The organism is Streptomyces sp. ICBB 8177 (assembly GCF_003144095.1).
GTDB lineage: Bacteria > Actinomycetota > Actinomycetes > Streptomycetales > Streptomycetaceae > Streptantibioticus_D.
Map to the genome: position 1 here is coordinate 1,369,390 of NZ_NSKH01000018.1, position 25,285 is coordinate 1,394,674.

General features: G+C 72.3%; 21 protein-coding genes. 16 read left to right on the forward strand and 5 right to left on the reverse strand.

The genetic code is table 11. The features are described from left to right. Positions 1-232: 232 nt before the first annotated feature. The 6 genes from CK485_RS14640 to CK485_RS14665 all read left to right on the forward strand — a co-directional run bounded on the left by CK485_RS14640 (position 233) and on the right by CK485_RS14665 (position 5,543). Positions 233-994, forward strand: a complete 762-nt coding sequence (locus CK485_RS14640; protein ID WP_109453020.1) for a metallophosphoesterase — start codon at positions 233-235, stop codon at positions 992-994. Positions 995-1,145: 151 nt separating this feature from the next. Continuing rightward, positions 1,146-1,601 (forward strand): SRPBCC family protein, encoded by a 456-nt coding sequence (locus CK485_RS14645; protein WP_109450623.1) that lies wholly within the window; start codon positions 1,146-1,148, stop codon positions 1,599-1,601. A 5-nt stretch (positions 1,602-1,606) separates the two neighbouring features. Next, positions 1,607-2,770: an ArsA-related P-loop ATPase gene (locus CK485_RS14650; RefSeq protein WP_109450625.1), complete on the forward strand. Its 1,164-nt coding sequence runs from the start codon at positions 1,607-1,609 to the stop codon at positions 2,768-2,770. A gap of 506 nt (positions 2,771-3,276) precedes the next feature. Next, positions 3,277-3,693: a DUF5304 domain-containing protein gene (locus CK485_RS14655; protein WP_109450627.1), complete on the forward strand. Its 417-nt coding sequence runs from the start codon at positions 3,277-3,279 to the stop codon at positions 3,691-3,693. Positions 3,694-3,788: 95 nt separating this feature from the next. Next, on the forward strand, positions 3,789-4,730 hold the full coding sequence (locus CK485_RS14660) for an ROK family glucokinase (protein ID WP_109450629.1): 942 nt from the start codon (positions 3,789-3,791) through the stop codon (positions 4,728-4,730). Between the two features lie 51 nt (positions 4,731-4,781). Continuing rightward, the gene (locus CK485_RS14665) at positions 4,782-5,543 is read left to right on the forward strand and encodes an endonuclease/exonuclease/phosphatase family protein (protein ID WP_109450631.1); all 762 of its coding nucleotides are present in this window, start codon (positions 4,782-4,784) and stop codon (positions 5,541-5,543) included. Positions 5,544-5,577: 34 nt separating this feature from the next. On the opposite strand, the gene CK485_RS14670 is transcribed toward CK485_RS14665, so the two are convergent. Then, a complete protein-coding gene (locus CK485_RS14670) occupies positions 5,578-6,096 on the reverse strand; it encodes a hypothetical protein (protein ID WP_109450633.1) in 519 nt (172 codons plus the stop codon). Then, the gene (locus CK485_RS14675; protein ID WP_109450634.1) at positions 6,083-6,877 is read right to left on the reverse strand and encodes an alpha/beta fold hydrolase; all 795 of its coding nucleotides are present in this window, start codon (positions 6,875-6,877) and stop codon (positions 6,083-6,085) included. Before CK485_RS14675 ends, CK485_RS14670 begins: the two co-directional genes overlap by 14 nt. Positions 6,878-7,091: 214 nt before the next feature. Between CK485_RS14675 and CK485_RS14680 the strand changes: the two genes are divergently transcribed. The 6 genes from CK485_RS14680 (at position 7,092) to efeB (ending at position 14,643) form a co-directional block, all read left to right on the forward strand. Next, positions 7,092-7,829 carry a lysophospholipid acyltransferase family protein gene (locus CK485_RS14680; protein WP_199239347.1) on the forward strand — a complete coding sequence of 246 codons (738 nt, stop codon included), beginning with the start codon at positions 7,092-7,094 and terminating at the stop codon, positions 7,827-7,829. Next, positions 7,826-9,097, forward strand: coding sequence for a DUF5931 domain-containing protein (locus CK485_RS14685; RefSeq protein ID WP_241968353.1), 1,272 nt, complete (start codon positions 7,826-7,828; stop codon positions 9,095-9,097). Before CK485_RS14680 ends, CK485_RS14685 begins: the two co-directional genes overlap by 4 nt. Beyond that, positions 9,094-9,777, forward strand: coding sequence for a response regulator transcription factor (locus CK485_RS14690; protein ID WP_109450636.1), 684 nt, complete (start codon positions 9,094-9,096; stop codon positions 9,775-9,777). The genes CK485_RS14685 and CK485_RS14690 overlap by 4 nt, the downstream gene beginning before the upstream one ends. A gap of 199 nt (positions 9,778-9,976) precedes the next feature. Then, positions 9,977-11,005 carry a 6-phosphofructokinase gene (locus CK485_RS14695; RefSeq protein ID WP_109450638.1) on the forward strand — a complete coding sequence of 343 codons (1,029 nt, stop codon included), beginning with the start codon at positions 9,977-9,979 and terminating at the stop codon, positions 11,003-11,005. Between the two features lie 210 nt (positions 11,006-11,215). Then, the gene (gene efeU, locus CK485_RS14700) at positions 11,216-13,327 is read left to right on the forward strand and encodes an iron uptake transporter permease EfeU (protein ID WP_241968354.1); all 2,112 of its coding nucleotides are present in this window, start codon (positions 11,216-11,218) and stop codon (positions 13,325-13,327) included. Between the two features lie 74 nt (positions 13,328-13,401). Beyond that, positions 13,402-14,643 carry an iron uptake transporter deferrochelatase/peroxidase subunit gene (efeB, locus tag CK485_RS14705; protein ID WP_109450642.1) on the forward strand — a complete coding sequence of 414 codons (1,242 nt, stop codon included), beginning with the start codon at positions 13,402-13,404 and terminating at the stop codon, positions 14,641-14,643. A gap of 79 nt (positions 14,644-14,722) precedes the next feature. Here efeB and CK485_RS14710 read toward each other — a convergent pair whose 3' ends face one another. Continuing rightward, positions 14,723-16,711, reverse strand: coding sequence for an anthranilate synthase family protein (locus CK485_RS14710; protein ID WP_109450644.1), 1,989 nt, complete (start codon positions 16,709-16,711; stop codon positions 14,723-14,725). A 679-nt stretch (positions 16,712-17,390) separates the two neighbouring features. Between CK485_RS14710 and CK485_RS14720 the strand changes: the two genes are divergently transcribed. From CK485_RS14720 to CK485_RS28515, 3 genes are read left to right on the forward strand one after another with little or no spacing between them, the layout of a single operon-like run. Next, positions 17,391-18,020 (forward strand): hypothetical protein, encoded by a 630-nt coding sequence (locus tag CK485_RS14720; RefSeq protein ID WP_109450646.1) that lies wholly within the window; start codon positions 17,391-17,393, stop codon positions 18,018-18,020. Next, positions 18,017-22,678, forward strand: coding sequence for a putative T7SS-secreted protein (locus tag CK485_RS14725; RefSeq protein WP_109450648.1), 4,662 nt, complete (start codon positions 18,017-18,019; stop codon positions 22,676-22,678). The genes CK485_RS14720 and CK485_RS14725 overlap by 4 nt, the downstream gene beginning before the upstream one ends. 42 nt (positions 22,679-22,720) lie before the next feature. Continuing rightward, positions 22,721-23,077 (forward strand): hypothetical protein, encoded by a 357-nt coding sequence (locus CK485_RS28515; protein WP_146214546.1) that lies wholly within the window; start codon positions 22,721-22,723, stop codon positions 23,075-23,077. Positions 23,078-23,375: 298 nt separating this feature from the next. Here the strand turns inward: CK485_RS28515 and CK485_RS14730 are convergent, their stop codons facing one another. Together CK485_RS14730 and CK485_RS14735 are read right to left on the reverse strand one after the other, a co-directional pair. Further along, on the reverse strand, positions 23,376-23,735 hold the full coding sequence (locus CK485_RS14730) for a DoxX family protein (protein ID WP_109450650.1): 360 nt from the start codon (positions 23,733-23,735) through the stop codon (positions 23,376-23,378). 67 nt (positions 23,736-23,802) lie between these two features. After that, on the reverse strand, positions 23,803-24,285 hold the full coding sequence (locus CK485_RS14735; RefSeq protein WP_109450652.1) for a cupin domain-containing protein: 483 nt from the start codon (positions 24,283-24,285) through the stop codon (positions 23,803-23,805). A 96-nt stretch (positions 24,286-24,381) separates the two neighbouring features. On the opposite strand from CK485_RS14735, the gene CK485_RS14740 reads away from it, so the two are divergent. Continuing rightward, on the forward strand, positions 24,382-25,218 hold the full coding sequence (locus CK485_RS14740) for a LysR substrate-binding domain-containing protein (protein ID WP_109450654.1): 837 nt from the start codon (positions 24,382-24,384) through the stop codon (positions 25,216-25,218). The last annotated feature ends 67 nt before the right edge of the window (positions 25,219-25,285 follow it).

Sequence of the window (25,285 nt, forward strand, 5' to 3'; positions counted from 1 at the left end):
CACAGATGTTCGGCGCGTCACACGGATGTCACATCGGTGTGTCATCCAGGTGGCACGTACGGTGTACGGCCCTGGCCCCGTCCTCGCGGCGCGTGCGGGGTGCCGCGCCGGCCGCGTCGGCGTCCGGCGACGCCCGCGCGGCATGTCGCGAACCCTAGTCGACATCATGCGCCCACCGCGCGTGACGGGTCCGCCCACCGCGGCACGAGGCGGTGACCGTATGGTGAGGGCCATGCGGGTGCATGTGGTGAGCGACGTCCACGGAGCGGTGGAAGCCCTGGCCGGGGCGGGGGAGGGCGCGGACGCGCTGGTGCTCCTCGGTGACCTGATCCTCTTCCTCGACTACGCGGACCACACCCGCGGCATCTTCCCCGACCTGTTCGGCGTCGAGGCCGCCGACCGCATCGTGGAACTGCGCACCGCCCGGCGCTTCGAGGAGGCCCGCGCGTTCGGCCGGAGTCTGTGGGAGGGCATCGACCGCGACAGCGCCATGGACGCCGCGGTGCGCAAGCAGTACGCCGAGCTGTTCGCCGTGCTGCCCACCCCGACCTACGCCACCTACGGCAACGTCGACGTGCCGTCGCTGTGGCCGGAATACGCCGGTGACGGCACCACCGTGCTGGACGGCGCGACCGTCGAACTCGGCGGCATGGTCTTCGGCTTCGTCGGCGGCGGCCTGCGCACCCCGATGCGCACCCCGTACGAGATCGACGACGAGACGTACGCCGCCAAGATCGCCGCGCTCGGCGAGGTCGACGTCCTGTGCTCGCACATCCCGCCCGCCGTACCGGAGTTGTGCTACGACACCGTGGCGCGCCGCTTCGAGCGCGGCAGCCAGGCGCTGCTGGACGCCATCCACGCGGTGCGCCCGAAGTACTCCTTCTTCGGCCACGTCCATCAGCCGCTCACCCGGCGGATGCGGATCGGTGCCACGGAATGCGTCAACGTCGGGCACTTCAACGCCACCCGCGTCCCCTACGTGCTGGAGTGGTAGCGCGGCGCCGAGCCGCCGCCACGCGCCCCGCGCCGCACGGGTGCGCGATAACCTGCACCATCACCACTGTCACCACCCGAGTGACACCCACCTTCACTCACCTTCATTGACACCCACAGACACGACGCGAAGTCCCGGAGGGGCCACGGCGATGGCGGAACACACCAGGTCGAGCATCACGATCGACGCGGCCCCGGCCGAGGTCATGGGGGTGATCTCGGACTTCGCCCGCTACCCGGAGTGGACCGGTGAGGTCAAGGAGGCCGAGATCCTGGCCACCGACGCGCAGGGCCGCGCCGAGAGGGTCCGCCTGGTCCTCGACGCGGGCGCCATCAAGGACGACCACACCCTCGCCTACACCTGGGGCGGCCCGGACCAGGTCAGCTGGTCGCTGGTGAAGTCCCAGATGCTGCGCACCCTCGACGGCTCCTACACCCTCGCCCCGCTGGAGGGCGGCAAGCGGACCGAGGTCACCTACCAGCTGACCGTGGACGTCAAGATCCCCATGCTCGGCATGATCAAGCGCAAGGCCGAGAAGGTGATCATCGACCGCGCGCTCGCCGGGCTGAAGAAGCGCGTCGAGGGCGGCGGCGCGGAATCCGCCTGACCGACATGCGCACCCTCCTTGTCACCGGCCCCGGCGGCGCCGGGACCACCACCGTCGCGGCCGCCGCCGCGCTCGCCGCCGCCCGCGAGGGCGAACGCGTCCTGCTGCTCGGCTGCGACGAGGCGCCCGCCGGCCTGGCCACCGGCGCCGCGCCCGGCCTCACCGTGGAACGCGTCGACGCGACGGCCGTCTTCCGCGAGCGCGCCCGCGAACTCCAGGGCCGCCTCGGCGTCGTCTTCGACCTGCTGGGCGCGGCCCCGCTGGACGACGAGGAGTTCACCGACCTGCCCGGCGCGCAGGAGTTCGCGCTGCTCCAGGCGCTGGGCGCGGCGGCGGAGGCGGGCCACGACACCGTGGTGGCCGACCTGCCGCCGGTGCCGGGCGCGCTGCGACTGCTGGCGCTGCCGGAGCAACTGCGCCGCTACCTCGACCGCCTGCTGCCCTCGGAACGGCAGGCGGCCAGGGCGCTGCGGCCGATGCTGGCGCAGCTCGCGGGGGTGCCGATGCCCGCGGAGTGGCTGTACGACGCCGCCGCCCGCTGGGACGCCGAACTCGCCGCCGTCCAGGCGGTGATCGCGGCGGCCTCCACCGGGGTACGGCTGGTCGTGGAGCCGGGGGCGCGGGCCGCGACGGCCCTGCGGACCGCGCGCACCGGGCTCGCGCTGTACGGGCTGCGCCTGGAGTCCGTCGCCGCCAACCGCCTTCTGCCGACCGGCTCGCCGGACCCGTTCCTGGCCCGGCTGACCGGGCAGCAGCGCGAGCATCTGAAGGGGCTGCGCGCGGAGTTCGGCGACCTGGCGGACGTCACGGTCGCCGAACTGCCGCACCTCGGGCGCGATCCGCACGGCGTACGGGACCTGGAGGAGCTGGGGGTCACCGCGCCCACGGGCGGCGGCCGCCCGGACGCCCCGGCGCCGGACCCCTGGTCGGTCGAGGACCGGCTGTCGGACGACGGACTGCTGCTGTGGCGGCTCCCGCTGCCCGGCGCGAGCCGCGACCGGCTCGACCTGGTCCGGCGGGGGGACGAACTCGTGGTGGACGCGGCCGGTTTCCGCCGCGTGCTGCCGCTGCCTTCGGCCCTTCGCCGTTGCAGGGTGGAGGGCGCGGCCCTCCGAGACGGAGCCCTGGAGGTCCGCTTCACGCCGGACCCGTCCTTGTGGCCCCGGTAAGCCTGCGTCGGTGAGGGACGCGGGGAAAGCTGCTCCGCAGGTCCGAAAAGTAGCCACTCGCCGTAGGTGTCTCGGTGGTTCTCCCGGCCACTGACCGGTAGTGGGCTGAGCGCGCAGTTCCCCGCGCCCCTTTGGGGCTTGCGGTGCGGCGGCGCTTTGCTTTGGGGGGCGCGGGGAACTGCGCGAACGGCCCCCATCGGCCGGTGGCCGGCGACACCGCCCTGCCACCCCGCCCAGTGGCTCCCCTCTCACCGTCATGGCTGGTCACGCCGTTCCCCGCGCCCCTTTCGAGGCTTGCGGTGCGGCGGTGCTTTCAGGGGCGCGGGGAACTGCGCGCCCAGGTCCTACCGGTCAGTGGCCGGGAGAACCACCGGGGCACCTACGGCGAGTGGCCATCCCACCCACCGTCGTGGCTGGTCGCGCCGTTCCCCGCGCCCCTTTTCGGACCTGCGGAGCAGCACGCGTCCGGTACCGTCGGTAGGACACACGTTGCGAGGGAGTCCCCCATGAGCGATGGCCTTGATCGTCCGCAGACCGACGCCGACGCGTGGTCGACGGCGTGCGCGGAGGACCTCGCGCGCGAGAAGGCCAGGCGCCGGGAGCAGGCCGGCTACCGCCCCGGCAGCGCCGCCGACGAGCTGCGCAAGCTCGCCGAGGCCGTCGCCGACAAGGTCGCGGAACTGCGCTCCCCCGCCGCCGAGATGGCCGCGCAGGCCGTGATCTCCCAGGTGAAGGCCGTCGTCACCCCGATCAGGGACCGCAATCCCGACGTCTTCGAGCACCTCGCCGGCGCGGGCTCCGAGCTGCTCGCCGCCTACCGTGCCGCCGTCACCGGCCAGGAGAGCCGCTGGACGCGGGCGACCCGGAGCACCGAGACCCCCGGCGACGACGGCCCCGGACCCGAGCGCATCGACCTCGACTGATCCCGTGCCGACGGTGATCGCCCGACGCCCCGTCCCCCGGCATCTCGCCTCGGGTACCGTTGCCTCAGCGGGGTTCGACGAAATCTGAGGGACATATGGGACTCACCATCGGCGTCGACATCGGCGGTACCAAGATCGCGGCCGGCGTGGTCGACGAAGAGGGCTCCATCCTGGAGACCTGCAAGGTGCCGACCCCGCTGACGCCCGAGGGCGTCATCGACGCCATCGCCGACGCGGTGCGCACCGTGAGCGCCGGCCACCCGGCGGAGGCCGTGGGCATCGGCGCGGCGGGCTACGTCGACAACAAGCGGGCGACCGTCCTGTTCGCGCCGAACATCAACTGGCGTCACGAAGCGCTCAAGGACAAGGTCGAGCAGCGCGTCGGCCTGCCGGTCGTGGTGGAGAACGACGCCAACGCCGCCGCCTGGGGCGAGTACCGCTTCGGCGCCGGCCAGGGCCATGACGACGTCGTGTGCATCACCCTCGGCACCGGCCTCGGCGGCGGCATCATCATCGGCGGGCGGCTGCACCGCGGGCGCTTCGGCGTGGCGGGCGAGTTCGGCCACATCCGGGTGGTGCCGGACGGCCTGCTGTGCGGCTGCGGCAGCCAGGGCTGCTGGGAGCAGTACGCCTCCGGCCGGGCTCTCGTTCGGTACGCCCGGCAGCGCGCCGCGGCCACCCCGGAGAACGCGGAGATCCTGCTCGGCCTCGGCGACGGCACCCCGGAGACCATCGAGGGCAGGCACATCAGCGAGGCCGCCCGGGCGGGCGACCCGGTCGCGGTCGACTCCTTCCGCGAGCTGGCCCGCTGGGCGGGCGCGGGCCTGGCCGACCTGGCCTCGCTCTTCGACCCGTCCGCGTTCATCGTCGGCGGCGGCGTCTCGGACGAGGGCGACCTCGTGCTCGACCCGATCCGCAAGTCCTTCCGGCGCTGGCTGGTCGGCAACCAGTGGCGACCGCACGCCCAGGTGCTCGCGGCCCAGCTGGGCGGCGAGGCGGGCCTGGTGGGCGCGGCGGACCTGGCCCGCCAGGGCTGAGCGGCCCAGCGGGTTCTGACACGTTCTGACGGATTCGGAGACGGTGACGCGGTGACAGCACTGGACGACCTGCCGGAGTCGGCGACGGGGGCGGACGGCTCGGCGGTCGTCCGGGTGCTCAGCTACAACGTTCGCTCCCTGCGCGACGACCACGACGCGCTGGTCCGGGTGATCCGGGCCTGCGCGCCGGACGTGGTCTGTGTGCAGGAGGCGCCGCGGTTCTTCCGCTGGCGCAAGAAGGCCGCCCGGCTGGCCCGGGAGAGCGGCCTGGTCACCGTCACCGGCGGCGCGACGGCGTCGGGGCCGATGATCCTGGCGTCGTTGCGGGCGCGGGTGCTGCGCACCGAGGACGTGCTGCTGCCGCGCACCCCCGGGCTGCACCAACGCGGCTTCGCGACCGCCGTGCTGGGCTTCGGCGCCGCCCGGCTCAACGTCGTCAGCTGCCACCTGAGCGTCAACGCGGCCGAGCGCTACGAGCAGGCCGGCCTGCTGCTCGAGCGCGTCGCCGCGTCGGACGACCCGGCGGCCACCGTGGTGGGCGGCGACTTCAACGCCCGCCCCGGCAGCCCCGCGTTCGACCGGATCGCGGCTCAGCTGAGGGACGCGTGGGCGGTACGGGGCTGGGGCGGGGAGTACACCTCGCGCCCCGGCGACCCGGCCCAGCGGATCGACGCGGTGTTCGTGGGCAAGGGGGTCGAGGTGCTGGGATGCGGGGTGCCCCGCGGGCTGCCCGGCGTCACGGAGTCCGACCTGCGGGCGGCCACCGACCACCTGCCCGTGCTCGCTGCCCTACGGCTCGCGCCGCCCGCGTAGGGCCGCGGCCCGGCTCACCCGGGAGACGGCGGCCTCAGACGACCGCCCCGCCGTGCGGGTCGTCGTCCTCCTCGTCGCGGTCGCGCATGCGGGCCACCAGGGTGCCGAAGCCGCCCAGGAAGCCGCCGACGCCGACGACCATCGCCCACCACGGCACCGGCTGCTGGAGCAGCACGTACAGCACCAGCAGCACCGGGCCGCCCACGACCGCCAGCCACGCGAACTTCGTCGTGACGTCCGCCTGCGGCAGCGGCGGCGGCTCCGGGGGCACGAAGTGGCCCTCGTCCTCGTCGTCCGCCTCGTAGTCCCGGGGGCCCGGTGCGGGCGCCCGCACGACGAACGCGCGCGGGATGACCGGGATGCCGTCGTTCAGCGGCGACCTGTCCTGGCCGGAGTCCTCCTCGTCCGGGACGTTCTCCGCCTCGGGCCACGACGCCTGCCCGTCCTCAGGACCGTCCTCGTACGCCGCGACGATCCGGGCCCACGCAGCCTCCTCGTCGAGCCCGTCGCCGCCCGTGCCGTCCTGCGGCGGTGTCCCGTCACGCTCCGCCACTGGCCACCTCGTCCTTGCCGGGCGCCTGGGAGGCCTCCGGCGCCAGCCGCCTGACGAACGCCAGGCTGCTCGCGAAGATCTCCTCCGCGTCGTGGTCCAGCGTGGCCACGTGGTAGCTGCGCTCCAGCACCCGCCGGGTCAGGTCGGCCGAGGAGACGCGGTCGGCGACCAGCTCCGCGTTGGAGGGGTGCACGACGTGGTCGGTGCGGCTGTTGATCAGCAGCAGCGGCTGGGTGACCCGGGGCAGTTCGGCCTGCACCGTCTTCCACAGCTTGGTCATCGAGTGCACGGCGTGCAGCGGGGTGCGCTCGTAGCCCAGCTCCTCGGTGCCGCCCATGGCGATGTCGCTGGCGATGCCCTTGACCGAGGGCACGAAGTGCCGGACCAGGCCGACCGCCCTCAGTTGCGCGCTGTCCGCCTTGACCGAGGGGTTGATCAGCACGATGCCGCTGATCGCGTCGCCGTGCTGGGCGGCCAGGTGCAGGGTGAGCGCGCCGCCCATGGACAGCCCGAAGACGAAGACCCGCGCACACCGCTCGCGCAGCGCCCGCAGTTCGCGGTCGACTTCCGCGTACCAGTCCTGCCAGCCGGTGACCTGCATGTCCTGCCACCGGGTGCCGTGTCCGGGCAGCAGCGGCACGGAGACGGTCAGGCCGTGCTCCGCCAGGTACTGTCCCCAGGGGCGCATGGACTGCGGGGAGCCGGTGAATCCGTGGCACAGCAGTACGCCGGTCTCGCCGCCGTCGTGGCGGTACGGCTCGGCTCCGGGCAGCAGCGGCACCGTGGTCTCCTAAAGGTGAGGTGCGGTGTGGTGTCACATGGGGCCGGGGCATGAAGCGTCGTCGCCCGATGTCGCCCGACAGGTACTTCCCCAACAGGTACTTCACAGTACGCGGAGGACCGGGCACCCGGTAGATCCGGCGGGCGGGCACCAGGAGGGGAGGGCGGGGCGTTGGCGGGATAAGGTCTTGCCGTCGCCTACAGGAGGTCCTGGGTTGTTCTACGGCATGATGAAGCTGTCGGTCGGCGGGGGGCTCCGGCTCGCCTTCCGGCCCTGGGTGGAGGGGCTGGAGAACATCCCCAAGGAGGGCCCGGCGATCCTGGCGAGCAACCACCTGTCCTTCTCGGACTCCTTCTTCCTGCCCGCCATGCTCGACCGCAAGGTGACCTTCATCGCCAAGGCCGAATATTTCACCTCCCCCGGAGTCAAGGGGAAGCTGACGGCGGCCTTCTTCAAGGGTGTCGGGCAGCTGCCGGTGGACCGCTCCGGCGCGCGCGGCGCGGGCGAGGCGGCGATCAGGAGCGGCCTGGAGGTGCTGGAGCGCGGCGAGCTGTTCGGCATCTACCCGGAGGGCACCCGCTCCCCGGACGGGCGGCTGTACCGGGGCAAGCCCGGCGGTCTGGCCCGGGTGGCGCTGGCCTCCGGCGCGCCGGTGATCCCGGTCGCCATGATCGACACCGAGAAGATCCAGCCCCCGGGCAAGATCGTGCCCAAGCTGATGCGCCCGGGCATCCGCATCGGCAAGCCGCTGGACTTCAGCCGCTACCACGGCATGGAGAACGACCGCTTCATCCTGCGCTCGGTGACCGACGAGGTCATGTACGAGATCATGAAGCTCTCCGGCCAGGAGTACGTGGACATCTACGCGACGGCCGCGAAAAGGCAGATCGCGGAGGCGAAGAAGAAGGCCGAGGCCGCCGAGGACCCGGCGGGCGGCCCCGGCAGCGAGTGAACGCCGCCGTCGGGAAGGGCGGCATCTCCCGGATATCCGTGGAGCGGCCGCTGTGGCGCGCCCTCACCGCGTTCCGCGTGCTCGCGCTGTGCTACGCCGTCGCCCGCTACTGCCACACGTGCGGGAAGTACGCGCATCCGCTCGGCGGCTGGCTCTATCTGGGCACCCTCGCCCTGTGGACACTGGCGACGCTGCGCAGGACCGGTTCCGCCCTGCGCTGCACCAAGGGCTTCCTGCTGGCGGAGCTGGCGGTCGCGCTGACCGGCATCCTGCTCACCGACGCCTTCGACACCCACGCCCGGGTCGTCGCGGGCGACAACACGCTGCCGTCGATCTGGACCGCGGGCGCCGTGCTGGCCTTCGCCATCAAGGGCGGCTGGCGCTGGGCGGCCGGCGCGTCGGCGGTGGTCGGCGTGTCCAACGTGGTGGAGCGCGGCGCGCTCACCGGCGGCAACGTGCACAGCATCGTGCTGCTGTTCTTCGTCAGTACCGGCATCGGCTACGTGGTCGAGGTGGCCCGGGGCAGCGAGGCCGCGCTCGCCCGGGCGCTGCGGGTGGACGCGGCCACCAGGGAACGCGAGCGGCTGGCCCGCGACATCCACGACAGCGTGCTCCAGGTGCTGGCGATGGTGCAGCGCAGGGGCGGCGAGATCGGTGGCGAGGCGGCCGAGTTGGGCAGGCTCGCGGGCGAACAGGAGGCGGCGCTGCGGGCGTTGGTGCTGGGTGCCGGAGCGCCGGGCCCGCCGGTCGCCGCGACGGACGCCGGGCTCGTCGGCGGCGCGGCGGACACCCCCGCCGGTGACCTGCTCCCGGACACCGGGCTCCAAGGGCCCTGCGATCTGCGGGAGTTGATCGGCCGCCACGCCGGGCCGGCGGTCACCGTGGCCGCGCCCGCCGACCCGGTGCCCCTGGAGCCGCGTACCGCCGCCGAGGTCGCCGCGGCGGTCGGTGCAGCGCTGGACAACGTCACCCGGCACGCCGGGCCCGGCGCCCGCGCCTGGATCCTCGTCGAGGACGAGCCGGACGCGGTGCTGGTGAGCGTGCGCGACGACGGCCCCGGCATTCCCCCGGGACGTCTCGCGGACGCCGCGGCCGAGGGCAGGCTCGGCGTCGCGCAGTCCATCCGCGGCCGCCTGCGCGACCTCGGCGGCGCCGCCGAGGTGGTCTCCGTACCCGGACAGGGCACGGAGGTCGAACTGCGGGTGCCGCGCCGCCCCGGTTCCCGCGACGCCGTACGCCGTCACGACCGGAGGGGACGTACGCCATGACCGAGCCGCGCACTGCCGGGTCCGTCAGGGTCATGGTGGTGGACGACCACCCGATGTGGCGCGACGCGGTCGCCCGGGACCTGGCCGAGGCCGGGTACGACGTGGTGGCGACCGCGGGGGACGGCCCAGAGGCGGTACGCAGGGCCGGCGCCGTGCGGCCCGGGGTGCTGGTGCTCGACCTCAACCTCCCCGGGCTGCCCGGCGCCGAGGTCTGCCGTCGACTGGTCGCCGCCGAGCCGTCGTTGCGGGTGCTGGTGCTGTCCGCGAGCGGGGAGCACGAGGACGTGCTGGAGGCGGTCAAGTCCGGCGCCACCGGCTACCTGCTGAAGTCGGCGGCGCGCGAGGAACTGGTCGAGGCGGTGCGGCGCACGGCGGCGGGGGACGCGGTGTTCACCCCGGGCCTCGCGGGGCTGGTGCTGGGGGAGTACCGGCGGCTGGCCGCCGGGCCCGGCGCCGCGGAGACGTCCGGCGTACGGGACGTGCCCCGGCTGACCGAGCGCGAGACGCAGGTGCTGCGCCTGGTGGCCAAGGGACTCAGCTACCGGCAGATCGCCGAGCGGCTGGTCATCTCGCACCGCACCGTGCAGAACCACGTCCAGAACACCCTGGGCAAGCTCCAGTTGCACAACCGCGTCGAACTCGTCCGCTACGCGATCGAACGCGGCCTGGACGGCGACTGACGCCGCTCACCCCGCCGTCCCGGCACGCCGGCCCCCGTCGGGACCTCTATCGGGTGATCATCGCCGCGCCCTTCCCCGTGGTTGACCGGAATCCGCGTTCCGGGCGATCCCGTGTGACCTGGATCACGGCTAGCGTGGGCCGTGTCGGCTGCCGGTGACACAGGCAGATCACGGGCGACCACAGCGGAAGGGAAGAGCCATGCGCGTAGGAGTACTGACCGGCGGCGGTGACTGCCCCGGGCTCAACGCGGTCATCCGGGCCATAGTGCGTAAGGGCACCCAGGAGTACGGCAACGAGTTCATCGGCTTCCGGGACGGCTGGCGCGGCCCGCTGGAAGGCGCCGTCCGCCCCCTCGACATCCCGTCCGTGCGCGGCATCCTCCCGCGTGGCGGCACCATCCTCGGCTCGTCGCGCACCAACCCGTTCAAGGTCGACGACGGCGTGCGGCGGGTGAAGGAGACGCTCACCGAGTACGAGGTGGACGCGCTGGTCGCGATCGGCGGCGAGGACACCCTCGGGGTCGCCGCCAAGCTCTACGCCGAGCACGACCTGCGGTGCGTCGGCGTGCCCAAGACCATCGACAACGACCTCAACGCCACCGACTACACCTTCGGCTTCGACACCGCCGTCAACATCGCCACCGAGGCCATCGACCGGCTGCACACCACCGCCGAGTCGCACATGCGGGTCCTGGTCGTCGAGGTGATGGGCCGCCACGCGGGCTGGATCGCGCTGCACGCCGGACTCGCGGGCGGCGCCAACGTCATCCTCATCCCCGAGCAGCGCTTCGACGTCGACCAGGTCTGCGAATGGGTGCGCACCCGCTTCCGGACGCACTACGCGCCCATCGTGGTCGTCGCCGAGGGCGCGATGCCCAAGGAGGGCGAACTCATCGTCAAGGAGGACGAGTTGGACGCCTTCGGCCACGTCCGGCTGTCCGGCGTCGGCGACTGGCTGGCCAAGGAGATCCAGAAGCGCACCGGCAAGGAGGCCCGCACCTCCGTGCTCGGTCACATCCAGCGCGGCGGCACGCCCTCCGCCTTCGACCGCTGGCTGGCCACCCGCTTCGGCCTGCACGCCATCGAGGCCGTCAACGAGGGCGACTTCGGCCAGATGGTGGCGCTGCGCGGTACGGACATCGTGCGCGTCCCGCTCAGCGAGGCGACGGCGAAGCTCAAGACGGTCGACCCGAAGCTGTACGCGGAGGCGTCGGTCTTCTTCGGCTGAGGCCCCGTCGTCCTCGGCTGAGACCCGCGGTCGGCATCCCCGCTGTGGGTTCCCTGTGGCGGTCCCGTGGACGCGCGAGCGGCCCGGGCCGCACAGGGCCGGCACTCGGAGTGACGTGATTCATGCGAAGTTGACGTGCGTGATGGGGGGACTTAGCTTAGGCACGCCTAAGAACGCTTGGGTCTGTCTTTTGAGTGCTGAGGAATGCCAATGTGGGCCGACGGAGTACCCAACCTGCTCATCGGTCTTCGTGAAGGGCTCGAAGCGGGCCTGATCGTCACGATCCTGCTCGCGGCCCTCCGCAAGAGCGGGGCCGCCGCCGCCGACACCGCCGGCACGGACGGTGAGCGCCGCGCCCCCTCCTCCGCCCCCATCTGGCTCGGCGTCATCGGCGCCGTCGCGCTGGCCGGCAGCTTCGCCGCCGTACTGACCTTCTCCACCAGCGTGCTGTCCTCCACCGGCCAGGAGGCCGTGGGCGGCGTCCTCAGCGTCCTGGCGGTCGGCCTGGTCACCGCGATGGTGTTCTGGATGCGCCGCACCGCCCGCACCCTCTCCGGCGAACTGCGCGGCAAGGTCGAGCACGCGCTGAAGTTCGGCTCCGGCGCGCTGGCCGTCACCGCGTTCCTCGCGGTCGGCCGGGAGGGCCTGGAGACCACCCTGTTCCTGTGGACCGCGGCGCGCACCGCGGGCGACACGGTCGCACCGCTGGTCGGCGCCGGCGTCGGCATCCTGGCCGCGGCCGTCCTGTGCCGCCTGCTCTACCAGCGCGCCATCCGCATCAACCTCGGCACCTTCTTCTCCCGCACCGCGCTCGCGCTGATCGTCATCGCCGCCGGCGTCCTCGCCTACGGCCTCGGCGACGTGCAGGACGCGGGCCTGCTGCCCGGCCAGAGCTGGATCGCCTTCGACCTGTCCTCGCACATCGACGCCAACTCCTGGTGGGTCACGCTGATCAGCGGCGTGACCGAGCTGTCGGTCAAGATGACGGTGCTCCAGGTCGCCGCCTGGCTGGCCTACCTGCTGGTGGTCATCCCCGCCTTCGTCCGCGCCGACCGCCCGGCGGTGCCGCGGGCCGAGGACGCGGACGGCCGGACCTCCGGCGCCCCGGCCTGGGTGCGGCGGCTGCGCTCCGGCGTCGGCGGCGCGCTCGACCAGCGCCCCTGGACGGTCGGTTCGGCCCTAGTGCTGGTCCCGGTGGTGGCCGCGACCGTCGCCATCACGCTGCTGCCCGGCTCCAAGGGCTCCGACGAGACCGACGTGACCGTCACCGGCAAGGACTGCGCGCCGGAGTTCAAGTCCGCGCACACCGGCAAGCAGACCTTCTCGGTCGAGAACAGGACCGGCAAGGCCGGCGAGATCAACCTCGACAACGCGGCCGGCGCGATCGTCGCCGAGATCGAGACCCTCGGCCCCGGCACCACCGCCGAGATGGCCGCGACCCTCGGCCCGGGCACGTACACCTTCACGTGCATGATGGGCTCCACCGGCGTCACGCGGTCGGCGACCGTGCAGGCCTCAGGGCACAGCGACGCCACCACGGTCGCCGCCGTCAAGCCGGTCACCGTCAAGGACCTGACCAGGCCCAACGACCAGTACCAGGCGTACGCGGCAGGCGTGCTGAAGACCCTCGCCTCCGACGTCGCCAAGGTCAGGGCCGACCTCGGCAGGAACGACGTCGGGGCCGCGAAGACCGACTGGCTCGCCGCCCAGCTCGACTGGGAGCGGGTCGGCGCCTCGTACAACAGCTTCGGCGACGACGGCCTCGCGGTGGACGGCCTGCCGGACGGCCTCCAGGACGGCGTGAACGACCCGGGCTTCACCGGTCTGCACCGCCTGGAGTACGGCCTCTACCACGGCCAGAGCGCCAAGGACCTGGTGCCGGTGACCGACACGCTCACCGCGGACATCGTCAAGATCCAGAAGAACCTGACCTCCGACGATCTCGCGGGCGACCCGACCAACCTGCCGATCCGGGCGCACGAGATCCTGGAGGACGCGCTGCGCGACCACCTGTCGGGCATCGACGACCAGGGCTCCGGCATGGCGTACGCGCAGACCGCCGCCGACGTGGACGTGACCCGGACCGTGCTGGGCGAGCTGGCCCCGCTGATCGACGCCCGCTCGCCCAAGCTGATGGGCACCGTCACCGCCCAGCTCGACACGCTGGACAAGGCGCTCCAGGCCACCCGCGACGGCAACACCTGGCAGTCGCCCGACAACGCGCCGCAGGCCCGGCGCGAGCAGGTCAACGCCGCCGTCAGCGCGGCCCTTGAGACCCTCTCGTCGGTGCCGGACCTGCTGGAAGTCCCGCCGAGCCACTGACGGCCCGCCCCGCCCCCGTACCCGAACGTGCCGAGCACGAACACCGAGCACAGACCAGGAATGAGCCAGAACCGATGAGCGTAAGTCGCCGCAGTTTCCTGAAGGGTGGCACCGCCGGCGCTGCCGGAACGGCTCTCGCCGGCGGCCTGATCGCCGGCGGGGCGCACGCCGACGCCCGCAACGGCGACGGCTCGGGCGACGCGGGCAAGCCCGCCTCCTACCCGTTCCACGGCGCCCACCAGTCCGGCATCCTCACCCCGGGCCCGGCCCAGAAGCAGGCGTTCGCCTGCCACGTCGCGATGGACGTGACCGCCGCGGACAAGGCCCAGCTGGTCGAGCTGATGAAGACGATCACCGACCGGGCGCGCTTCCTTACCGCCGGCGGCACGCCGCCGGACCTCGGCGTCAGCCAGCCGCCGTCGGACAGCGACGTGCTGGGCCCGGTCGTGCCCGCCGACGGGCTGACGGTGACGCTGGGCCTGGGCGCCAGCCTCTTCGACGACCGCTTCGGCCTCGGCGCGCACAAGCCGGCCAAGCTCACGCCGATGACGGTCTTCAAGAACGACTCGCCGGAAGCGGCCTGGATGCACGGCGACCTGATGGTGCAGCTGTGCGCCCACAACCCGGACACCGTCCACCACGCGCTGCGCGACATCGCCAAGCACACCCGCGGCGCGATGCAGATGCGCTGGCGGATGGACGGCTTCGCCGCGCCGCCCCGCCCGTCCGGCACCGGCCGCAACCTGCTGGGCTTCAAGGACGGCACCGCCAACCCGACCGGCCCGACCGCGCAGGACCTGGTGTGGGTGGAGGACTCCGCCGAGCCGTCGTGGACCCGGGGCGGCACGTACCAGGTGGTGCGGCTGATCCGGATGCTGGTCGAGTTCTGGGACCGGGTGTCGATCAACGAGCAGGAGGGCATGTTCGGCCGCCGCCGGGACAGCGGCGCACCGCTGGACGGCAACAACGAGTTCGACACGCCGGACTACAAGGCCGATCCGCACGGCAACGTGATCCCGCTGGACTCCCACATCCGGCTGGCCAACCCGCGCACCCACGCCACCGACAACCAGCGGCTGGTGCGGCGTTCGTACAACTACGACACCGGGATCGACGCCAACGGCAACATGGAGGTCGGACACACCTTCGTCTGCTTCCAGCAGGACATCCAGCGGCAGTTCGAGACCGTGCAGAAGCGGCTGGTGGACGAACCGCTCGTCGACTACGTGCAGCCGTTCGGCGGCGGGTACTTCTTCGTGCCGCCGGGCGTGAAGGACAGCTCGGACTACTTCGCGAGCGGGCTGATGAAGGCGTGACGGACGCCTGATCCGGAGGTGTCGGGTAAGGGGCGGTCACCATGGCGACCGCCCCTTACCGCGCCTTACCGCGCCGCGTTCACGGGCTGACGGTGACGGCCGCCAGCAGTTCCGTCACGATGCGGGTGCCGCGCAGCGTCAGCACGGACTCCGGGTGGAACTGCACGCCCGCGAAGCCCGGCCCGCGCAGCGCGTGGACGTCGCCGGTGACCGGGTCGCGGCTCAACTCGACGCCGTGCATGCCCAGTTCGTCAGCCGTACGCTCGTCGCAGCGGGCGGTGAAGGTGTTGTAGAAGCCGACCGTCTCGACGGTGCCGAAGAGATCGACGCGTTCCTGCGCGCCCTGGAACGGCACGTCCTTGCGCACGATGTCCAGCCCCATCTCGGCGGCCAGCAGCTCGTGCCCGAGGCACACCCCGAGCAGTCCGCCGCGGTCGCCGCCGCCGTGCCCGGCGATCAGTTCGGCGGCGAGCGGGCGCAGGGCGCGCATCCTCGGGTCGGCGCCGTCGCGCAAGTCGCCCGGGCCGGGACCCAGCACCACGGGCCCGCGGTGGGCGAGCACCGCCTCGCGCAGCCCCGGCGCGTCGTAGCGGCGCACGGTCACCTCCAGGCCGCAGGAGCGCAGGACGTGGGCGAGCATGGCGGTGAAGGTGTCCTCGGCGTCGACGACGAACGCGTGGCCGGCCAACGGCGCGTGTACTCCGAGTGAGGCCTCCCCGCCGAGTGGCGCGTGTCCGCCGAGGGGCGCGTGCTCGCGGTCGCGCATGCGCAGCCAGAACGGCGCGAGGTTCGCGCGGCGGGCGTCCAGCGCGGCCCGCACCCGGAAGTCGTCGGCGAGCCGGGGGCGTCGAGAGGCGTCCCGGTGCGGGACCGCCGGGGGCCGCACCCCCAGCGCCGCCAGCACGCCGGCCGCCTTGGCGTGCGTCTCGGCGACCTCGCCACGCGGGTCGGAGTGGCGTACCAGCGTCGCGCCGACCGCGACCCGCAGGGCGCCGTGGCGGTCGATGTCGGCGGTGCGGATCAGGATGGGGGAGTCCAGGGTGCGGGCGCCTCCGCCGTCGCGTCCGATGAGGGCGAGGGCGCCCGCGTAGTAGCCGCGGCCGTCCCGCTCGTGGCGTTCGATGACGCGGCAGGCGTTCTGCACGGGGGAGCCGGTGACGGTCGCCGCGAACATCGTCTCGCGCAGCACGTCGCGCACGTCCATCGAACTGCGGCCGCGCAGTTCGTACTCGGTGTGCGCGAGGTGGGCCATCTCCTTCAGGCGCGGGCCGACGACCTGGCCGCCGAGGTCGCCGACCGTGCACATCATCTTCAGTTCCTCGTCGACCACCATGGTCAGCTCCTCGACCTCCTTGGGGTCGTGGAGGAAGTCCAGCAGCCCTTGCGCGGTCGGCCCGGACGCCGGGTAGCGGTAGGTGCCGCTGATCGGGTTCATCACGACCGTGCCGCCCGCCATCCGCACGTGCACCTCGGGGCTCGCGCCGACGAGGGTGCGGTCGCCGGTGTGCACGACGAACGTCCAGTACGCGCCGCGTTCGCCGTCCAGCAGCCGCCGGAAGAGGGCGAGGGCGTCGCGCGCGGCGAAGCCCGGGACGTCACCGCGGAAGGTGCGGCGGACCACGAAGTTGGCGCCTTCGCCGCGCCCGATCTCGTCGCGCACGACACGTTCGACGACTTGCGCGTACGTGTCGTCGTCGAGGTCGAACGCGCCGCCCTCGACGCGCACCGGGTGCGCGGGCAGCGCGTCGAGCACGTCGGCGAGCGGCAGTTCGTGCTGTTCGTCCGGCCGCATGACGAGCAGCGGCGTCCCGTCGTCGCGCACGTCGAACCCGCGCTCGCGGATCTGCCGGAACGGCACGAGCGCGAGCGCGTCGGCCCGCCCCGGCACGGCGTCGTCCGGCAGCGGGATGTCGGCGAGCCGCTCGACCGGGCCGACCGGCCCGAGCAGCACTTCGACCCGATCCTCCGGCCGCCCCGGCGTACGGCGCCGCAGCAGGGCGAACGGCGGCGCCCCGGGCTCCAGTAGCCGTCGTACGAGGTCGCAGGCAGGGATGTCGATGGTCGTCATCGTGGGGTTTCCTTCCGGTGAGGAGGACGCCCCGCGCAAACGCCGAGGACCGCCCTCGGGCGGCCTTCGCGAAGTGTGGTTGCGTACGCGCGATCAGTGGGCCGCCGGATGAGCGGTCCACCACCACATGGAGTGCGTCTGCGTCACGTACACGGGCCCCACGATAACGCACGCGCGGCGCCGAGAACGCCCGGAAAGCACCGCGCGGGCGGCGGGCCCCGCGTGAGACCATGATCGCCATGAACGGCTCCGGGGGAAGCACGCCTGCCGGTGAACCCACGCCGGAGTCCACCGCCCGCCGCGCCTTCGCCGTGCGACTCGGCCGCTTCCGGCGCGGTGTCGTGCTGGTCCCCACGGCGGCCGACGGCGACCTGTGGTCCGGACACCGGGGCGGCGTCGGCTGGATCTACGCCTTCACCGACGAGCGCGCCATGGCGTCGTTCGCGGCGCGCCTGGAGCGCACACCGTGGCACGAGCGGTCCACGTACCTGGCCCTCACCGGTGCCCGGCTGCTCGACGCGGTGGTCCCGGCGGCGCCGGAACCGACGGGCGTCGTGGTGGACGTGGCGGGGCCCGCGCCGCTTCTGCTGCCGCCCCTGAGGGGGATCGTGCCGGACGCGGCGGCGATGGACGGATGGACCGTGCGCGGGGACGTACGCGCACAGGGGGAGGAACCACGATGGCGAAGGACCTGGGCGTCAGCCCGGACGACCTCAAGGACGCCGCCGACGGGATCAACGGAGTCATCCACGAACTGCAGTCGGTCGGCGGCGCGGCCGACGGCACCCTCGGGCGCGGCTTCGAGGAGCTGGCCCTGGACGGGCTCCAACTCGGCCACGCGGGCCTGACCGCGTCCCTCGGCGGGTTCTGCGACCGCTGGGAGTGGGGGGTGCGCACGCTGGTGAACGACGGGACCGGGTTCGCCGACCGCCTCAGGCTGTCCGCGGGGACGTACTACGAGATGGACAAGTACGCGAGCGACACCTTCAAGGTGGACGTGAACGCGGCGGCGGGGGACCCCTACCTGACGCACGACCAGGTCGGGAACTCCTCCTGGCACACCGTCCTGTCCCGCAACACGGTCACCGACCTCCAGCACCCCGACTACAGCGCCGCCTCGGTCGAGCAGGCCCAGCAGCACGACCGGAAGACCCTGGACGCCGCCGCGCAGGACATGGCACGCAACTCGCCCGCAGGGCGCCTCGCCGGGCTGGCCGCCGGTGACGGCCGACTCGGCGGCGCGGTCGAGGGCCTGACGCCTCCGCCCGGGCGGCCGGGCGGTACTCCGGCCCAGGACGGTGACCAGTGACCGGGTGGGGCTGGGTCGGGCATGAGGCCGACAAGGCCGGAGACGCGCTGGGGCGGGACTGGTCGAGCCTGAAGAAGACCGTCGGCACCGGCGTGGACGAGGCCGCCCACGACCTCGGCGGATACCTGGACCACGTGGGACTGCACGACGCGGCGCAGTGGGTGGAGGACAAGGGGGACGGCCTCGCCTCAAGCATGGGCGCGTCGGTCGCCGAGTGCGAACTGGGCGGCAGCGACGATCCCACGAAGCTGATCCACGGCGATCCGGCGGCGATACGCAAGGTGGCGGGACACCTCGGGACGTTCCGTTCGGCCTTCGAGACCGCCCACAAAGGCATGGCGGGACTCAGTCCGCAGGACTGGACGGGACAGGGCGCCGACGCCTTCCGGGAGAAGTTCGCCGCCCACCCCAAGCAGTGGCTGAACGCGGCCGACGCCTGCTCCGGCGCCGGCGAGGCCCTGGACCGCTACGCGGACACGGTGGAGTGGGCCCAGCAGCAGGCGCAGCGGGCGATCGAGCACTACGAGGCGGGGCGCCGCGACAACCAGGCGGCGGTGGACGACTACAACGAGCGGGTACGCCGCTACAACGACGCCGCCGACGCCTACAACGCGACGCTGCGCGACGGCCGCGACCCCGGGCCCCCACCCGTCAAGCCGTCACAGCCCGGCCGGCCCGGCGACGAGGCGATCAGCCTGGCGAAGGAGACCCTGGCCGCCGCCCGTGGGCAGCGCGACGAAGCGGCCCGAGAGGCCCGGAAGGCCGTGGACGCGGGCACCCGACTCGCGCCGAGGACACCGGCGTTCACCGAACGTCTCCGGCTCGACGCGATCGACCTGGCCAGCCCGGTCCACGCGGAACACGTGCTCGGCGGCGCGGCCCTGAGCGCCGGGGACATGATGGACTTCCTGCGCGGCCTGTCACCCACGGACCCCTACAACCTCACGCACCCCGCCGAGTACCAGCAGCACACGACCGACACGCTGGCCGGGCTCATGCTGGCCGCCAACCACCCGCAGACGCTGGCGAAGGCGCTCGTCGGCACGGGCTGGACGTCCGACCCCGACCAGGCCGGCGGGTACTTCGTCACCAACCTCCTCGGCGCGCTGGCGGGCGACGGAGGGGACGCCCCCGCGATCGCCGCCGACCGGGCCGCCGCCGACGCGGGTGACACGGCCGCCGGCGCCGCGCGCGACCAACTGGCGCAGGACGGGCCCCGGACCTCGGCCCGTCCTCAGGACGCCGTCACGGACTGCGGCGACCCGGTCGACGTGGCGAGCGGCCGGATGTATTTGACGCAGACGGACGTGGCGCTGGACGGCCTGCTCCCGCTGGTCTTCACCCGCAGGACCGACTCCGGCTACCGCGCCGGGCGCTGGTTCGGGCCCTCCTGGTCCAGCACCGCCGACCAGCGGCTGGAGATCGACGACGAGGGCGTGATCCTCGTCGCGCAGGACGGGCTCCTGCTGTCCTACCCGCACCCGGCGGTGGGCGTGCCCACGCTGCCCGCCGAAGGGCCGCGCCTGCCACTGGAGCTGGGCGCCGACGGCGGGTACACGCTCACCGATCCCGACACGGGACGACGGTCGTACTTCACGCCGTACGGCGAGACCGCCGCGCTCCTCACCGAGGTGTCGGACCGCAACGGCCTGCGGATCTGCTTCGACTACACGGAGGACGGCACCCCGACCGGCATCCTTCACGACGGGGGGTACCGGCTGCGGATCACCACGGAAGACGGCCGCATCACCGCGCTCGCGCTCGCCGGCCGCGGCGGCGAGCCGGACACCGAACTGCTGCGGTACGGCTATCGCGACGGCTGCCTGACCGAGGTGGTCAACTCCTGTGGGACGCCGCTGCGTTTCACGTACGACGCGGCGGGCCGCGTCACCTCCTGGACCGACCGCAACGGTCACGGCTACACCTACGAGTACGACGAACGCGGGCGATGCGTCAGGGAGTCGGGCGACGCGGGCCACCTGCGGTACGCCTTCGACCACGGCGAACGGGACGAGGCGACGGGCGAACGCGTCACCTGCGTGACCGACTCCCTCGGCCACACGACGCGTTACGTGATCAACGGCGCGTTGCAGGTGGTCGCCCGTGTCGACCCGTTGGGGGCCGTCGAGCGCTACGCCTGGGACCGCTACGACCGGCTGCTTTCGTACACGGACGCGCTGGGGCGGACGACCGCCCTCGGCTACGACGTGAACGGTCGCCCGACGACGGTCACGCGTCCTGACGGGCGGGTCCGTTCGACCGAGTACACCGCTGAGGGGCTGCCCCGTACGGTGACCACCGAGGACGGATCGGTGTGGCGCCGGGAGTACGACGAGCGCGGCAACGTGGTGGCGACCGTCGACCCGCGCGGGGCGACCACCCGGTACTCCTACGACGCCCGCGGCCGCCTCACCGCCGTGACCGACGCGCTGGGGCACACCACCCGGGTGCGGTGCGACGCCGCCGGCCTCCCCGTCGAGGTCACCGACGCGCTGGGTACCGTCACCGGGTGCGAACGCGACGCCTTCGGCCGCGTCGTGGCGGTCACCGACCCGCTGGGCGCGGTCACCCGTTCGGCGTGGACCGTCGAGGGGCTGCTCGCGGCACGCACCGCACCGGACGGCGCGACGCAGCGCTGGACCTACGACGGCGAGGGCAACTGCCTGACCCACGCCGACGCGATGGGCGCCGTCACGCGCTTCGAGTACACCCACTTCGACCAGCTCGCCGCCCGCATCGACCCGGACGGCGCTCGCCACGAGTTCACGCACGACACGGAACTGCGACTGCGCGCGGTCCGCAACCCGCTGGGTCTGACCTGGACCTACGACTACGACGCGGCCGGCCGGCTGGTCGCCGAGACCGACTTCGACGGCCGGCGCACCGCGTACTCCCACGATCCGGCCGGGCAACTGGTGCGGCGCGTCAACGCGCTGGGGCAGAGCGTCCGTTACGCGTACGACGAGCTGGGCCGGATGACGTCGAAGGACGCCGACGGGCGGCTGACGAGCTTCGAGTACGACGTCGCGGGCGACCTGGTCCGGGCCGTCACTGACGGCGTCACCCTGATCCAGCGCCGTGACCGCCTGGGACGGGTCACCTCCGAGACGTGCGACGGCCGGACCATCACCTTCACCCACGACGCGCTGGGGCGGCGCGTGCGGCGGGTGACCCCTTCGGGGGCGGTGAGCGTCTGGGCCCACGACGCGGCGGGCCGGCGGACACGGCTCACCACGTCGGGCCGAGTGGTCGATTTCGCCTACGACGAGGCCGGCCGTGAAGTGGGGTGGTGTGTCGGTGAGTTACTCGCCTTCGGACAGACCTGGGACGCCGGCGGCCGGCTGACCGGGCAGACCGTGTCGCGTCGTGAGCGAGTGCTGCGCAGCCGGGCCTACACCTACCGCGCGGACGGCAATTTGACGGCCGTCGAGGACAGCGCCGAAGGCCACCGCGCCTTCGACCTCGACGCCGCGGGCCGTGTGACCGCGGTACGGGCCGAGGGCTGGGTGGAGCGGTACGCGTACGACGCCATCGGCGGTCAGACGACCGGGGAGTGGCCGCAGGGGCACCCGTCGAACGAGGCGACGGGCGAGCGGGCCTACCGGGGGACGCTGCTGACGCGGGCGGGCCGCACACGGTACGAGTACGACGCGCAGGGGCGGATGGTCCTGCGGCAGCGCACGCGGCTCTCGCGCAAGCCGGAGACCTGGCGGTACGAGTGGGACGCGGAGGACCGGCTGGTCGCGCTGACCACGCCGGACGGGCAGGTGTGGCGGTACGTCTACGACCCGCTGGGCCGGCGAATCGCGAAGGAGCGGGTGGCCCCGGACGGGGTCGCGGTCCTGGAGCGGACCGCGTTCACCTGGGACGGCGCCACGCTCGCGGAGGAGACGACCGAGGGCGGCGCCCTGCCCAGGCCGGTCAGCCTGACCTGGGACCACGACGGCCTGCGCCCGCTGACGCAGACGGAACGCGCGGGTTTGCCCCAGGAGGAAACCGACTCCCGTTTCTTCGCCATCGTCAGCGATCTGGTGGGCACGCCGACGGAACTCCTCAGCGAGGACGGGGAGTCGGCGTGGCGCACGCGCGCGACCCTGTGGGGCACGACGGCGTGGGCCTCCGGCAACACCGCGTACACGCCGCTGCGCTTCCCCGGCCAGTACTACGACCCGGAATCCGGCCTCCACTACAACGTCTTCCGCTACTACGACCCCGAAACAGCCCGCTACACCACCCAGGACCCCTTGGGCCTCGCCCCAGCCCCGAACCCGGCCACGTATGTCCCGAACCCGCATGCGTGGGTGGATCCGCTAGGGCTCGCGCCTTGTCCCGAGGTGGATCCCCGAAAGCTGGACTACCTTTTCAATAAGGACATAAAGCCGGATCCTCATAATTCGCCACGTGCTCTGCAGAACAAAATGCAGCTGAGGCGTATAGGGATCAATGACACCCCCGCGTCGCGCCAGTACGTTTCCGAGCAGCTCCAGGCAGCGGTAGGAAACGGTTGGGCCAGTACGTTCACCAACGAGTGGGGTACATATGGGGTGACCAAGTCTGTGCTGTATGGTCCGATCGGGGGCCTTTCCGTGGAAAGTACGTGGCAGATAATGCCGGAGAGGGGCGCTCGCCTTTCTACGGTAATCTTCCGTGGCGGCTGATGTTGTCAGTGCAGTGATCAGATTCTATGTCCTGGAGGGCTGATGATTTATCGACAATTCTGTGTACCGGCCGATGAAGAAATTCTTGCCGAAGTCGGCGAGTTGCCGAAGGCGTTGGAAGGAGAGGATGATGCGCGGATTCTGCGAGTAGAAAGCACTGGTGGGGAGTCTCTGGGAATCTCCTACAGTGCCGTTGGGCGATCGATCCGGGTGTGGTGGACGCGCGAGGGGCGAGAGCTTGTCGACTTGTATCGGGAGGGCGCCGTCCGTATGGACGTAAGTTCTGAAGGAAAGCGAACCCGGATCGTTGTGGAGTCGGATTACGGAGAGTGTAAAGGTAGCCTTGAAATTCAGATCTACCCGGAGATCTCTGTCGTGGAGAAAGTTATTTTCTCTTGAGTCTTCCATGTCGGATTGCATGGGCTTCGACGCACAGAAAAACACGCATCGGTGTTGAGAGATAGACCACGCGGGAGCGGTTCCGCGGTGCGGGAGTCGACCCGTCCGACGCCCTTCGAGCGCTGCCGCTTGGGTGGGAGGGGCGGGGTGCCGACTGCGGACGCGGCGCGGAGGGCCCATCCGTCGGGAGCGCTGGTGAGCTTCCACGACGGCGCCCGTGTTCGACGCGTGTAATAACTAGCAGCGGCTGGGGCGACCGGTCCTGTAGCCGCATCCACCGGTCGGGGATGGTGCCCGATCACAGTCGGGTGGCCAGCCAGACGGCCACGGCTGCGGTGGTGGTGAGTGCGGCGTTGAGGGCTATGCGGCGGTCTTCGATTGTCAAGTGGACGGCTACCGCTCCGATTTGCAGGAGTACGAAGCCTATGGCGGCGGCTGACGCCAGTGTGGGGGCTATGCCGGTCAGGGGTGGCAGGGTCAGGCCTGCCGCGCCGAGTATTTCGACTGCTCCCAGCGTTCTGACGGCAGGCAGGGGCACGCGGTCCACCCAGGCCATCATCGGGCGGAGTTGGTCGCGGGTGCGGGTCACCTTCAGCGTGCCTGCGTAGGCGTAGAAGAGCGCTAGCAGGCTCGCGACGATCCAGTAGGCGATGTTCATGGTTCCCGTTCATGGGCCGCCGTTCCCGGGGCCGGTCGATTGCGGTGATCGTGTGGTGCGGCCGGCTTCAGGCCGGGTCGGTCGCGTAGCGGCTCATCGCTTCGATGTTGGCCTGTGGCGTCATCGGGCGGCCGCCCGCGAGTACGTCCTGGAGGTCCCGGAAGTACTGCACGTACAGGTCGGGGGTGAACGTGCTGAGCATGACGGCGGGTTCGTCGGTCGGGTTGGCGAACGTGTGCGGGGTGCCGGGCGGCACCATCACCAGCGTGCCCGCGGTGGCGTCGTGCTCCTCGTCCCCGACGGTGAAGCGGATCGTGCCGGAGAGGACGTAGAAGCCCTCGTCGTGCTGGGCGTGGCGGTGCTGCGGCGGGCCCTGGGTGTGCGGGGCGAGGACGGATTCGGCGATCGCGAGGCGGTGGCCGGTGTGGCTGCCGTCCTCCAGGACCCGCATGCGCGTGGTGCCCAGGACGATCACCTCGCCCTCGTCGGGGCCCACCACCGATACGGCGGGATGGATCTGCGGCTCGTCGGCCTTCGCTTCTCCGGTCATGTTCACGAGTTCACCGCCGGGTCCCCGGGGCTGTCCAAGACCTGTCCTGCGACGCCGATACCTTGTGGGTATCGTTGCAGCGTGGAGCTACGGACCTTGCGCTACTTCGTGGCGGTCGCCGAGGAACGTCACTTCGGCCGGGCCGCTGCCCGGCTGCACATCAGCCAGCCGCCGCTGAGCCGGGCGATCAAGCGGTTGGAGGCCGATGTCGGGGCCCTGCTCCTCACCCGTTCCCCGGCCGGGGTCACGCTCACGCCGGTGGGCTCGGTGCTGCTCGACGAGGCGCGGGGCCTGCTCGACCATGCCGACCGTGTCCGCGAACGCGTGAGCATGGCGGCTGGCGTCGCGAGCATCACCGTCGGCATCCTGGGCGACGGCACCGACCCGGGCGTGGCCAGGCTGGCCGCAGCCTTCCGCCGACACCACCCCGGCGTCGACATCCGTGTCCGCGACACCGACCTGACCGACCCGACCTGCGGGCTGCGCGCCGGACTGGTCGACGTCGCGCTGACCCGGGCGCCGTTCGACGAGACCGCCCTGACGGTGCGTACGTTGCGGAGCGATCCGGTCGGCGTGGTCCTGCGCGCCGACGACCCGCTGGCCCGCCGCGATGGACTGCGGCTGGCCGAACTGAGCGACCGCCGCTGGTTCCAGTTCCCGCCGGAGACCGACCCCGTCTGGCAGTCGTACTGGAACGGCGGCAGCCCGCGCGAGGGCCCGGTGGTGCGCGCCGTCCAGGAGTGCCTTCAGGCCGTGTTGTGGAACGGCACGGTCGGCCTGGCCCCGCTCGGACACGACCTGCCCGCGGAACTGGCCCTGGTGCCGCTGACCGACATGCCGCCGAGCCGCGTGGTGGCGGTGTGGAACGAGGGCGACACCAACCCGTTGATCCGCTCCTTCATCGAGATCGCGACATCCGCGTACCGCCACTGAGCACCGGCGGCCACGGCTGCCGCGACGCGTGGACCATTGGAAGCGGCGAAGCTTGACAGGGGAGGAA